General features: G+C 35.6%; 15 protein-coding genes and 1 riboswitch. Of the genes, 7 read left to right on the top strand and 8 right to left on the bottom strand.

Annotated elements, in window-relative coordinates; genetic code table 11:
* Position 1: 1 nt before the first annotated feature.
* The 7 genes from DN389_RS09285 to phaQ form a co-directional block, all read right to left on the bottom strand.
* Positions 2–853: a formate/nitrite transporter family protein gene (locus DN389_RS09285; RefSeq protein ID WP_000893016.1), complete on the bottom strand. Its 852-nt coding sequence runs from the start codon at positions 851–853 to the stop codon at positions 2–4.
* 201 nt (positions 854–1,054) lie between these two features.
* Positions 1,055–1,849 (bottom strand): TerC family protein, encoded by a 795-nt coding sequence (locus DN389_RS09280; protein WP_000383317.1) that lies wholly within the window; start codon positions 1,847–1,849, stop codon positions 1,055–1,057.
* A 90-nt stretch (positions 1,850–1,939) separates the two neighbouring features.
* A riboswitch (yybP-ykoY riboswitch) is annotated at positions 1,940–2,105 on the bottom strand.
* Positions 2,106–2,143: 38 nt separating this feature from the next.
* On the bottom strand, positions 2,144–3,463 hold the full coding sequence (locus tag DN389_RS09275) for a TrkH family potassium uptake protein (protein ID WP_000822345.1): 1,320 nt from the start codon (positions 3,461–3,463) through the stop codon (positions 2,144–2,146).
* A gap of 114 nt (positions 3,464–3,577) precedes the next feature.
* The gene (locus tag DN389_RS09270) at positions 3,578–3,763 is read right to left on the bottom strand and encodes an alpha/beta-type small acid-soluble spore protein (RefSeq protein ID WP_000241212.1); all 186 of its coding nucleotides are present in this window, start codon (positions 3,761–3,763) and stop codon (positions 3,578–3,580) included.
* A 147-nt stretch (positions 3,764–3,910) separates the two neighbouring features.
* Positions 3,911–4,354 carry a MaoC family dehydratase gene (locus tag DN389_RS09265; protein ID WP_001067917.1) on the bottom strand — a complete coding sequence of 148 codons (444 nt, stop codon included), beginning with the start codon at positions 4,352–4,354 and terminating at the stop codon, positions 3,911–3,913.
* Positions 4,355–4,455: 101 nt separating this feature from the next.
* Positions 4,456–4,980: a polyhydroxyalkanoic acid inclusion protein PhaP gene (gene phaP, locus DN389_RS09260; RefSeq protein WP_149237032.1), complete on the bottom strand. Its 525-nt coding sequence runs from the start codon at positions 4,978–4,980 to the stop codon at positions 4,456–4,458.
* A 42-nt stretch (positions 4,981–5,022) separates the two neighbouring features.
* Complete coding sequence (gene phaQ / locus DN389_RS09255) at positions 5,023–5,475, bottom strand: poly-beta-hydroxybutyrate-responsive repressor (RefSeq protein ID WP_000903018.1); 453 nt, start codon at positions 5,473–5,475, stop codon at positions 5,023–5,025.
* Between the two features lie 199 nt (positions 5,476–5,674).
* Between phaQ and phaR the strand changes: the two genes are divergently transcribed.
* The 5 genes from phaR (at position 5,675) to DN389_RS09230 (ending at position 10,884) form a co-directional block, all read left to right on the top strand.
* Positions 5,675–6,157: a polyhydroxyalkanoic acid synthase subunit PhaR gene (phaR, locus tag DN389_RS09250; protein WP_000566954.1), complete on the top strand. Its 483-nt coding sequence runs from the start codon at positions 5,675–5,677 to the stop codon at positions 6,155–6,157.
* A 153-nt stretch (positions 6,158–6,310) separates the two neighbouring features.
* On the top strand, positions 6,311–7,054 hold the full coding sequence (locus DN389_RS09245) for an acetoacetyl-CoA reductase (protein WP_000250411.1): 744 nt from the start codon (positions 6,311–6,313) through the stop codon (positions 7,052–7,054).
* Between the two features lie 82 nt (positions 7,055–7,136).
* Positions 7,137–8,222 carry a class III poly(R)-hydroxyalkanoic acid synthase subunit PhaC gene (phaC, locus tag DN389_RS09240; RefSeq protein WP_000206842.1) on the top strand — a complete coding sequence of 362 codons (1,086 nt, stop codon included), beginning with the start codon at positions 7,137–7,139 and terminating at the stop codon, positions 8,220–8,222.
* A gap of 94 nt (positions 8,223–8,316) precedes the next feature.
* Positions 8,317–9,510, top strand: a complete 1,194-nt coding sequence (locus tag DN389_RS09235; RefSeq protein ID WP_046957072.1) for an NAD(P)/FAD-dependent oxidoreductase — start codon at positions 8,317–8,319, stop codon at positions 9,508–9,510.
* Positions 9,511–9,534: 24 nt separating this feature from the next.
* A complete protein-coding gene (locus DN389_RS09230) occupies positions 9,535–10,884 on the top strand; it encodes a TrkH family potassium uptake protein (protein WP_001204694.1) in 1,350 nt (449 codons plus the stop codon).
* A 38-nt stretch (positions 10,885–10,922) separates the two neighbouring features.
* Here DN389_RS09230 and DN389_RS09225 read toward each other — a convergent pair whose 3' ends face one another.
* Positions 10,923–11,258: a DUF3905 domain-containing protein gene (locus tag DN389_RS09225; RefSeq protein ID WP_000725963.1), complete on the bottom strand. Its 336-nt coding sequence runs from the start codon at positions 11,256–11,258 to the stop codon at positions 10,923–10,925.
* Between the two features lie 146 nt (positions 11,259–11,404).
* Here DN389_RS09225 and DN389_RS28385 point away from each other — a divergent pair, with 146 nt between their 5' ends.
* The gene (locus tag DN389_RS28385; RefSeq protein WP_000240799.1) at positions 11,405–11,557 is read left to right on the top strand and encodes a hypothetical protein; all 153 of its coding nucleotides are present in this window, start codon (positions 11,405–11,407) and stop codon (positions 11,555–11,557) included.
* Between the two features lie 228 nt (positions 11,558–11,785).
* Positions 11,786–12,862: a putative 2-aminoethylphosphonate ABC transporter substrate-binding protein gene (locus tag DN389_RS09215; RefSeq protein WP_149237031.1), complete on the top strand. Its 1,077-nt coding sequence runs from the start codon at positions 11,786–11,788 to the stop codon at positions 12,860–12,862.
* Positions 12,863–12,880 lie beyond the last annotated feature (18 nt).

Below are 12,880 nucleotides of genomic sequence, written 5' to 3'. Positions count from 1 at the left end.
TTTAATGTTTCATATGTGCTTGTAACGGAATGATTTCTTCTTGTTGAGCCGCTACTAATTCAGTTTCTTCTTGTTTCACGTCAGGTACTTTCTTTGTTAAGTAATGGTATACCATGCCGACAAAGACGGACCCGCCAATAATGTTACCGATTGTAACTGGAATTAAGTTATGAATAGCACCTGCAAAAGAAATTGTCTCCGGATGCGGTGAAACTAAAGATAGAGCAAACAGTGATAAGTTTGCAATGCTATGCTCGTAACCGGATAAGAAGAATGTGAAAACGAGTAGCATCATCATCATAATTTTTGCTGTATCACCTTTCACTTGAGAAGGTAAGAAACACGCAAGACATACAAGCCAGTTACATAAAATTGCTTTAAAGAATAATTGTATTGTAGGTGTATTCATTTTTCCTTCTACTACTTTATTCATGAAATGGCCGTGATCAATTGCTTCGAAAATTCCAGTTGCATAAAATAGTAAGGCAAAGAATAAAGCTCCAGCTAAATTCCCTGCATAACAAGCGACCCAGTTACGAAGTGTATCAGAAATCGTTGTTTCTTTTCTTAAAGTTGCTACAGTGAAGTACATTGTGTTTCCAGTAAACAATTCAGCACCGCCATATATAATAAGTACGAGGGCAATTCCGAAAAACATAGAAGCAGCTAAATAAGTTGCCGGTGAATCTGCAATGTGAAAAAAGTTACCTAATTTAAAACATAGTACAATAATAAAACCGATATAAATACCCGCAAGTGCGGCACGAATGAAATATTGCATCGGGTTTGTATCTAGCATTTGTTTTTTGCTCTTAGCCAGTTTGACAACATAATCTATTCCTTGCTCTAGCATGAGTAATACGCTCCTTTAGTACATCATCTATAAATACTCCTTATATGAATAAAGTACATGGAATTGTTCTTAGTTTCAATAAGTTTGTGCAATGTTTCACAAAAAGGACATACATATATTGAGAAAACGCTTACAAATGGTAGTATAATAGAATTTTTTCTGGACATTGAGGGGGGAAGGGAAAAAGAAAAAGCGCTGTAATTACAGCGCTTTTTCGTCTAAATTCTTTTCTACTTTTACTTCTACTTCTTTCGAGAAGAACCAACCGCCAACTGCGATTCCGACTAATACAATCCAGAATGTAAGCTTCCATAGTGTAGATTCTGGGAATGAATGCGGAATTACATTTAATGCAGGGTGTGCTAATGTATAAACTGCTAGTTTCACACCAACCCAACCTACAATTAAGAATGCTGCAGTTTCAAGTCCTGGTTTACGTTTTAAGATTTGTACGAAAGCAGTTGCTGCAAATCTCATAATGATTAACCCGATAAGTCCACCTACAAAGATAACAACGAATTGCCCAGTATCAAGACTACCAATTGTACCTAATCCTGTTTTTGGTAAAGTCATTGCTAATGCAACTGCAGCTAAAATTGAATCAACTGCGAAGGCTATATCAGCAACCTCAACTTTAAATACAGTCCACCAAAAGTTCTCTTGTTTTTTCTTTGCTTCTTTTTCTTCTGTTTCTTCATCCGTATTCTTTTTAACATACGTTTTAAATAAGTGATTACCAGCGATAAACATAAGGTAAATGGCACCGATTGCTTGCACTTGCCATACGTCGACTAGGAACGAAATCATAAATAACGATCCGAAACGGAAAACAAATGCCCCCGCTAATCCGTAAAATAGTGCCTTCTTTCGTTTTTCTTCTGGTAAATGTTTTACCATAATTGCAAGAACGAGAGCGTTATCAGCCGCTAAAATCCCCTCTAGTGCAATTAGGATGAGTAATACCCAACCATACTCCAATAATAATGATACATCCATGTACATTCTCCTCTCATTTCTATAAGTACTAAATAAGTGAAGAATTTCCCCACTATTTAGTTTCCCCATACTCCTGCCTATTAACTTTGGAAGAATTTGGAAATTAATACAAAAAAGACCTCTGCCGTTAATAGGCAAAGGTCTTGCTAGACATATGTAATGAAAATGCCAACAAAGCCGGAAGAACTAAGTTCTACGTAATGACGACTTTGTTTCCAAGAAATATTCTTGGACGCTACTCCCCTTTGGAGATATGCTATTGTACTCTCATTATATGGATAATTTATACGGTTGTCAACCTGTTAAAATATCTTCATTCGGATATTTTATTTTTCGGTTCTTTTTACGTGCAAATGAAAAAGCCAATGTTAAAGGTCCCATTTTCCCAAAAAACATCATAAAGATGATAATAGCTTTTCCGATCATAGTTAAGTGTGGTGTGAAATTCATACTGAGACCGACAGTCCCAAATGCTGAAAATACTTCGAAAGCACTCATCAATAGAGGAACTCGCTCAGTAATACTTAAAATTAAAATAGCAAAAAAGATAAATGAAATGGAAATAATAGTGATGGTTAATGCTTTGACAATGAGAGTATCTTTAATAGATTTTTTAAACACGACAATATCATCTTGTTCTTGTAAAAATTTAAATACCCCAAAAAACATGATTAAAAATGTTGTTAACTTAATTCCACCACCGGTTGAAGCACTACCAGCGCCAATAAACATAAGGAGCATCATTAATAGTAGGGAAGGCTTTGATAATGCAGAAATATCAACTGTATTAAACCCGGCAGTACGAGTTGAAACCGCCTGGAAATAAGCGGCCATTCCTTCTTCAAATGGGGTAAATCCTCTCATAGAAAGGGAATTGTGGAACTCGAATATAAAAATAAAAACAGTCGCAATAATATTGACGATTAGAGTAGAAGAGAGCATAAGTTTTGAGTGTAATGTAAGGTTTTTAAAATTTTTCTTTCTTTTTATATCCACGATTACTGTAAAACCAATCCCACCTAAAATAATGAGGGAGGAGATAACGAGATTGACAAGAATGCTATGAGAATGGGACATTAAATTATCGCTCCACACAGAAAAACCAGCATTGTTAAAAGCAGAGATCGAATGAAAAAAGCTATAATAGATCCCTTTAGCAATCCCGTATTTTGGTACCCATTCAAAAGAAAGAATCAAAGTAGCGATACATTCGACTGTAAAAGAGAATAAAAATAATGCTTTGGCAAGACGAATGACGCCACCAATGTTCGTTTGGTTTAACGCTTGTTGCAGTAAAATTCGGTTTTGAAGACCAATTTTTCTGCCGAGCATAATTGCAATTAAAACGGCAAAGCTCATAATGCCAAGTCCCCCTACTTGTATAAGCGTTAAAATGACACACTGTCCAAACAAAGTAAATACTTTTCCGGTGTCTACAACACCAAGCCCAGTAACAGTACAAGCAGAAACTGTTGTAAATAAAGCGTCGATCCATGAAATAGAAGTTGTTGTAGCAATTGGTAGTTTTAATAAGCATGTACCGATAATTGATAACGTAATAAAAGACAAAGTAAGAACACGGGGAGGACTCATGCTAATATTAATCCGTTTCATGTCACATATCGTTCCTTTCAGTTTGCTCTTACTAGTATGTGAAAAAGCACGATTATGTATGTTAAAAATAGAAAGAGGCAGAGAATATCTGCCTCTAAGCCATAGGTTATTGTATTATCCACGTAATTGTTGTTGAGCTAAAGCGACTAGTCGTTTCGTTACTTCACCGCCAACTGAACCGTTTGAACGAGATGCTGTATTAGAACCTAAGCTAACACCGAATTCTTGTGCGATTTCATATTTAAATTGTTCAAGCGCTTGTTCTGCACCTGGAACTAGTAATTTGTTTGTTTTTACCATGTTGATACACATCCTTATAAGTAGTCCAGTTCAGCTAAATACTTATCTAAACTGGTAACGTTATTTTATGTGGAAACGACGTACTCATACACGGAAGTAATCGGTGTGATTAGAAGTTATTGGATAGAAAAAAGAGTAGCAAATTTGCTACTCTTTTTTCAGTATTGTCGCTGTACCTTCCACGACAATATCACCGGATTGATTATATATGTTTGTTTGCAACGTAATGATTTTTTTATCGTCTCGTTTTTTAATGACTTCTGCCACAACGCGAAGTGTATCACCGATTTTGACAGGAGCACGGAATGAAACGTTTTGAGATAAATAAATCGTGTTTTTGCCAGGGAGTTTCGTTCCAAGAATCGTCGAAATGAAACTGGAAACGAGCATGCCATGAGCAATACGTTCTTTAAACATTGTCGTTTTTGCAAAAGAATCTAAAATATGAATCGGATTCACATCTCCAGTTAATTTTGCAAAATTAATAACGTCCTCATCCGTAATAGTTTTTGTAAGGGATGCTTGATCACCGACTTGAATCTCATCATAACGAAGCTCCGGAACAGTTTGTGCTTCTTGAAATGGATTCATTTTGGCCTCCTTCTTTTCCATATCGAAAAATGCTAGCCATCTTGATGTAGTAGGAGGAAGAAAGAGTTTTGTTTGTGCTGCAGTTAGCTCCCACATTTTTCTTACTTGCTGGAAGTAAATAAATTTTTTGAGTTTTCCTCGAACTGCTTTGCGAGTTCTAGTTGTTTGGACTTGAACTCTCCCAAAAAAACTTCTAACTGTTTTTGAACCTCTTCACGTTGTAATTGTTGTTGTTCAATAAATTGTTTTGTTGTTTCTTCAAATTGACCGCTAGTTTGAGTAAGAATAGACAAAGATGTTTTCGTAGGAGAAACAGTAAGTTGGTGCATTTGAGTAGAAAGTTCATTCCATTTCCCTTGCCACTCGTTAATTTGATCATTTAACGAGTTTCCAGTTAATTGCTTCACGTAATCGGTATATTGGTTATTGAACTGAGCAGTGAATTGTTGTAGTTCTTTTTCTAGTTCATCTACTCCTGATGTTAATTTATGCAAAGCGTCCTGTTGTTGTTTTAACGTTTCTAAAGTAAGTTGCTCTAATTGTTTCCCAGCTGAAGAGAAGAGGGAAAGAGATTGAGACCAGTTTTTCCAAAATGCATCGACTAATTCGTATGGCTTAGTTTCCATTGTTTGACCTCCAAATGTTTTTTTGCATATTGTGAACGCAGATTACTCTGCTGTACCACCAGGTGAAGATGAAGAATCCTTTTCATCCTTTTCTGGAGAAGTAGAAAACGGAAAGAATGCATTGGTGTATAACGTAAAAAACGTCCGCAACATATTTTGATAATGTTCAAAAGAAGTTGCACATGTTGTTAAATATTGCTCTCCATATTCTGTTAAAGAATAAATTCGTTTCGCTGGCCCGCCTTCGCTTGTATCCCAAGTAGAAGAAATAAGGTTTTCTTTTTCTAATTTGCGTAGTGTTCTATACACATTACCTTGGTCAACAGAAGAAAAGCCGATGTCCATTAGCATTTGAATGAGTTTGTAACCATGAAGACTCCAGTCTTTTAGACAGAGAAGTAAGAAAGGAACTAAGAAGTTTTTTGGCATGGAGTTCGGTTGTTTCGCTTGGTTTTTTTCCAAACTTTCTGGGTGTTCTGGTTCATTATGTAGCATGATTGTGCATCACCTCATGAATCAGTTAGATGGAATTTTTTTGCTTATAAGTGCAATTTACACCTATCTGTTTTTAATGTCAACACATTTATTGGAAAATAAAGAAAAATAAAATATAGACTTGAAGTTTTATTCAGAATATTAGAAAATAGTGAATAGGTTGAATTGTTTCAAAAACGAAAAAGGGAGTGTAGGCGAAGTGATTGATCAAAAATTCGATCCATTGCAAGCATGGAAAAATGCTTATGAACAAACCGAAACATTTTGGGGAAAAGCGCTCAATGAAACAATTAAAACAGAAGAATATTCTGCTTGGATGGGCAGCGTTCTAGATTTGAATTTGTTTTATCAGAAAGCATTAAATGATACGACAAAAAATTATTTAGAACAGGTGAATGTGCCGACGAGAGAGGATATCGCTAGAGTAGCTACGCTTGTTATCAATTTAGAAAATAAAGTTGATAACATTGAGGAAATTCTAGAAGAGAAAGTGGATTCATTAGGACAAGCTCCTACATTAAAGCGTGATGTTACGAAAGTAAAACAAGATATTCGCACGCTAGAAACGAAAGTTGATCAAATTTTAGAGTTACTAGAAAAGCAAAATGCAGTACTAGCGAAACTACAAGTACCTGCAAAAGAAGAAGTAAAACCTGCGAATAAGCCGGAAAATAAAAAATGATAATAGCGTTTGTTTATAACGTGTAAAAGGGAAAGGGAGAATCTCTTTTTCATGTATAAACAACGAAACATAATTAATATATGGACTCTATTCATATGAGTACCAAAATGATTCATAACAATCGTTCGCAAATTCATTTAAGGGGGAAAAGAAATGGTTCAATTAAATGGCAAAGTAGCAATCGTAACAGGTGGGGCAAAAGGAATTGGAAAAGCAATTACAGTAGCATTAGCACAAGAGGGAGCAAAAGTAGTTATTAACTATAACAGCAGTAAAGAAGCAGCTGAAAACTTAGTAAATGAATTAGGAAAAGAAGGACATGACGTTTATGCAGTTCAAGCGGATGTTTCGAAAGTAGAAGATGCAAACAGACTTGTAGAAGAAGCTGTGAATCATTTTGGTAAAGTTGATATTCTTGTTAATAATGCTGGTATTACAAGAGATCGTACATTCAAAAAATTAAATCGTGAAGATTGGGAGCGCGTAATTGACGTGAACTTGAGCAGTGTATTTAATACAACAAGCGCGGTACTTCCATACATATCGGAAGCAGAAGAAGGAAGAATCATTAGTATTTCTTCTATTATTGGCCAAGCTGGTGGATTTGGACAAACAAACTACTCTGCAGCAAAAGCAGGTATGTTAGGATTTACAAAATCATTAGCATTAGAGCTTGCAAAAACAAATGTAACTGTAAACGCAATTTGCCCAGGATTTATTGATACTGAAATGGTAGCAGAAGTACCAGAAGAAGTACGTCAAAAAATCGTTGCGAAAATCCCGAAAAAACGTTTTGGTCAAGCTGATGAAATTGCAAAAGGTGTAGTATACCTATGCCGTGACGGTGCATATATCACAGGTCAGCAATTAAACATTAACGGTGGATTATACATGTAATGAAGTAAGAAAAAAGTGCATATCCATAGCAGGAATGCACTTCTTTTTTTAGAAATAAATCGACCGAAAAGGAGATAGAAAAATGACTACATTCGTAACGGAATGGGAAAAGCAATTGGAGTTGTACCCAGAAGAATATCGTAAAGCATATCGCCGTGTGAAAAGAGCGAGCGAAGTTTTATTACGCGAACCAGAACCACAAGTTGGTTTAACACCGAAAGAAGTTATTTGGACGAAGAATAAAACGAAGCTGTATCGTTACATTCCAAAACAAGAAAAAACACAGAGAGTTCCAATCCTATTAATATACGCGCTTATTAATAAACCGTATATTATGGATTTAACTCCAGGAAATAGTTTAGTGGAATATTTAGTAGATCGTGGTTTTGATGTGTATATGCTTGATTGGGGCACATTTGGTTTAGAAGATAGTCATTTGAAATTTGATGATTTCGTGTTTGATTATATTGCAAAAGCAGTGAAGAAAGTAATGAGAACTGCGAAATCGGACGAGATTTCTTTACTTGGTTATTGCATGGGTGGAACGCTAACTTCTATTTATGCAGCACTTCATCCGCACATGCCAATTCGCAACTTAATCTTTATGACAAGTCCTTTTGATTTCTCTGAAACAGGATTATATGGTCCTTTATTAGATGAGAAATACTTCAATTTAGATAAAGCGGTTGATACATTCGGAAATATTCCGCCAGAAATGATTGATTTCGGAAATAAGATGTTAAAACCAATTACAAACTTTGTCGGTCCATATGTCGCTTTACTCGATCGTTCAGAAAATGAGCGCTTCGTCGAAAGCTGGAAATTAGTTCAAAAGTGGGTTGGTGACGGTATTCCATTCCCAGGTGAATCGTATAGACAATGGATTCGTGATTTTTATCAAAATAATAAATTAGTGAAAGGTGAACTCGTTATTCGTGGACAAAAGGTAGACCTTGCAAATATTAAGGCGAATGTCTTAAATATTTCTGCGAAACGTGATCATATCGCCCTGCCATGCCAAGTAGAAGCTTTGCTAGACCATATTTCTAGCACAGATAAACAATATGTATGTTTACCAACGGGACATATGTCGATCGTTTACGGTGGAACAGCGGTAAAACAAACATATCCGACGGTTGGAAATTGGCTTGAGGAGCGTTCTAATTAAAAATAAAAAGTCCAACTAGCGTATGTTAGTTGGATTTTTTTATGGGAAATAACAAAAGATAGAAAGGAGAAATTTATATTTTAGGAGTATAATTATGAAACTTATGACTGGTAAGTTGTTTTGGAATACAGGAGTTTCTATACCTTGTTATCCATCATTAGAAAATGATATGATATGTGATGTGCTTGTAGTCGGAAGCGGAGAAGCAGGTGCTCATATAGCGTATTCGTTAGCGAAAATTGGAATGCGTGTTACGCTCATTGAAAAACGAGCAATCGCATGTGGTAGCACAGCTGCTAATACAGGTTTACTACAATTTCTTCATGATAAATCGCTAACCTCACTTATCCATACATTTGGTGAAAAAAAGGGGGTACGAGCATATAAGCTTTGTTACGAAGCGCTACGAACAATGGAGCAAGTTGTACCGACTCTCGATATTGATCCCCAGTTTATTCCGCGAAGTAGTTTGTATTATGCAAGTAGAAATGAGGATGTATCGTTTTTACAAGAAGAATATAATACGTTACGCCATTATGGATTCCCGGTTGAATATTTTACCGATTCACATATGAAGAAGAAGTATTCATTTATAAAACAAGCAGCGTTATATACGCATGGTGATGCCGAAGTGAATCCGTATTTATTAGCGCATAGCCTTTTGCATAAAGCAAATCAAATGGGAGCTACTATACTTGAGCATACAGAGGCCATACATATAAAAAAACGCCAAAACGATTTAATTTGTTACACGAAAACAGGAAATCAAATTGTAGCAAAGAATATTATTATGGCGACAGGTTATGAAGCACTTTTCGGAAAGAAAGAAAAAAATACAACAGTGGAAACATCATATGCAGTGGTGACAAATAAGGTAGATTCATTTGAAGGCTGGCATGAACAATCATTAATTTGGGAAACAGCACGGCCTTACTTATATTTTCGAACGTATCAAAACCGTATTATTGTAGGCGGATTAGATGAAGCGATGCAAATTCAAGCAATTGGTGATACGAAATTATTGCATAAGCGTGATATCCTTATTAACATTGTAAAAGAGATGTTCCCACAGTATAAGAATATACAGGCAGAGTACTATTGGGCGGCAGCATTTGGCGGTAGTCATGATGGTCTCCCTATTTTAAAAGAAGACAAAGAGATACATAATTTATTTTACGCATTGCCGTATGGAGGTAATGGAACTGTGTATGGAATGGTATTTGCCAAATTATTTGAGCAGTTATTTACAAATAAAGAAAGTGAAGATTTTTCTTTATTTAATCGATAGAAAAAAAGGTAGCGAAGTGATGGAATGAGAGATATAAAAAAGTTTTTACAAAAATTACGTCCTGTACAACTCATTGTTTTGTTTTATTTATTAGCAGTAGTTGTATCGGTGATATTGCTTAGTTTCCCGTTTGTTACGAAGTCTGGTGTGAAATGGACATTTATCGATGCCCTCTTTACATCTGTTAGTGCGGTAAGTGTTACGGGACTGTCTGTTGTTACGATTTCAGATACATTTACTACGGCAGGAATTATTATGTTAGCCCTTATTTTACAATTAGGCGGCTTAGGAATTATGGCACTTGGTACGTTTGTTTGGATTATAACGGGGAAAAAGATCGGTTTGCAGAGAAGAAGACTCATTATGGCAGACCATAATCAAGGGAATTTATCAGGCCTTGTAGAATTGATGCGTTCTATTTTAATTGTAATTATTTCGATAGAACTTATTGGAGCGATACTATTAGGTACAAGATTTCTACTTTATTTTCCAACTTGGCAAGAAGCTTATTTTCACGGTTTCTTTGCCGCTGTTAGTGCAACTACGAACGGGGGATTTGATTTAACTGGACAATCACTAATTCCGTACAAAAAAGATTATATTGTGCAAATGATTCATATGTTACTTATTATTTTAGGAGCGATTGGCTTCCCGGTGTTAATGGAAATAAAGCAATTCTTTAGTAAAAGGCGACAGCAACTATTCCGCTTTTCGTTATTTACAAAATTGACGACAACAACATTTTTTGCACTCGTTATCGTTGGAACAATTATGATTTTTTTACTAGAACGAAATCAATTTTTAGCAGGAAAGTCATGGCATGAAACAGTTTTCTATACATTATTCCAATCTGTGACGACGCGAAGCGGTGGACTTGCTACAATGGATATACGTGAATTGTCACAACCGACGCTTTTATTTATGAGTATATTAATGTTTATAGGGGCATCTCCAAGTTCGGTTGGGGGCGGAATACGTACAACAACATTCGCTGTTAGTATATTATCGTTATACACTTTTGCAAGAGGCGGAAGAACGGTTAGAGTCTTCAAACGTCAGTTACATGAAGAGGACGTACTAAAAGCATCTGTCGTTATGACGATGGGGATTTTATTATGTGCCACAGCACTCTTTATTTTATCTATTACGGAAAATGTACCGCTTATGAGTTTAATTGTTGAAGTGTGTTCTGCTTTCGGGACGACAGGGCTATCGACAGGTATTACGCCAGATTTAACAACTGTTGGTAAACTTGTACTCATTGTACTTATGTTTATTGGGCGTGTCGGTATTTTAACATTTATACTGGCTAGTGGGGGAAGAGAGCAGCCACCTCGCTATAAATACCCGAAAGAGCGAATTATTATTGGATAGTATGAAACCATTCTACCTATGTGAGGTAGAATGGTTTTTTAGTCGTTAATGCCAAATTGCGGATGCATAAAAGCCTCATTCTTATTATCCACTTCTTTTTTTAGCAACTCTTGATTTTCTTCTGAAATCCACCCAATATCATTTGTAGGATGAATCCATTCTTCTCCAGCCATAATGGCAGGGTCTACTTCATCAGTCCAATTGTGAAGTGGACTATTCTCGGAATCATATTTACTGTCTCCGATTACGACGTCATATTGATTTATGAAAGGTTGTTGCATCTTCTTTCCTGTTCCTTTAAAAGATGGGAAATTCATTTGATGCGGGAGCGTTTCATCTAAAATTGGTGACTGGATTTTATCTTTCTTCTTCAAAATAATCGCCCCTTTTCTAATGCTTTCTTCATAGGTAGTATTTCCATCTAGCGGCCTTATGTACTTGTTAACACTTTCCAGTAATAATTATTTAATGTTGTTTTAAACTAGAGTAGAAAGTGAATTCTTGAGAGCAGGTGAATGTATTGGTAAAAAGAAAAGTGAAACAAAATGCGGCAATCAACAATAATAAAACTCCGAAAGAAAGCTTACCAGATGCAGAATTTGCATTAGAGTATGAAGGAGAAAATAGCGCGAAGTATGCAAATCGTAATTCAAAAAAAGGTAAACAAAAATGAGGCGTTTTTTACAAACGTCTCATTTTTTTGTGGGATTATAAAGATTTTTTTAATTATTTGTAAATTTAGTGTTCATTATTAGCAGAAAAATGCGAAAAAACATAGAAGTAGCAACGTATTACACAAAAACAAACAACAAACAAAAGATTAATGTTGGTTTAATACTGCTTTTACACTAGTTGTTTATATTAGAGTTGTACATAAGATTTATAAAAGGAGAGAGAGACAGTGAAAAAAACAATCTTTAAAGCTGTAGCAACTGGAATGGTATTTTCGTTATTAATGGGGTGTGGTGCAAAGAAAGAAGAGAGTGCTGGGGCAAAAGTAAAGGATGATAAATTATCTGGATCATTAACTGTTTACACAGCGATTGAAGAAGAACTTGTACCAATTTACCTTGATTCTTTTAAACAGAAGTATCCAGATGTGAAACTGAACATTGTTCGTGATTCAACTGGGGTTATTACAGCGAAATTGCTAGCTGAAGGAAAAAATACACAAGCAGATGTTGTATGGGGAACAGCAGCGTCTAGTCTATTAGCTTTAGATAAAAAAGATATGTTAAAAGGATACTCTCCAAAAGGAGCGGATCGTGTTCTTCCGCAATTTAAAGATGATAAGCAACCAGAAAAATGGGTAGGTAATACGGCATTTATGACGGGGATTGCTATAAATAAAGAAGAATTAAAGAAGAAAAATTTATCGATGCCAGAATCATACGAAGACTTAACGAAACCAGAATATAAAGGAACGCTTGTTATGCCACATCCAGCTTCTTCTGGAACAGGATTTTTAACAGTTTCTGCATGGTTACAAATTATGGGTGAAGATAAAGGCTGGGATTACATGAAGAAACTTCATGATAATATGGCAACTTATACTCATTCAGGTTCAAAACCAGCGAAATTAGCAGGCGCAGGTGAATATCCAGTTGGCGTATCAATGGTTTATAGTGCTTTGAAAGAGAAACAAAAAAGTGCACCAGTTGAAGTTGTATTGCCGAAAGAAGGATTAGGTTGGGAAGTAGAAGCGAACGCACTTATTAAAAAAGATAATGCAAAAAATGAAAAATTAGCGCAAGCATTTTTAGATTGGGCAATTACTGATGATGTAATGAAGTTATACTTCGAGAAAAATGGATTTGCGACAATTAAAAATGATTATAAACTTCCAGATGGATTCCCTAAAGATGTGACAGAAAAGTTATACAAAAAGAATGACTTTAAATGGGCAGCAGAAAATCGTGACAAAATTTTAGAAAAATGGGAAAAAGAGTTTGGCCAAAAAGCAGAACCGAAAAAGTAAGTGAGTGGGAGAGAGAAA

This window comes from Bacillus sp. AY3-1 (assembly GCF_008368785.1).
In the GTDB taxonomy this organism is placed as follows: Bacteria; Bacillota; Bacilli; order Bacillales; family Bacillaceae_G; genus Bacillus_A; species Bacillus_A wiedmannii.
This window is presented reverse-complemented; position numbering and strand designations above follow the sequence as displayed.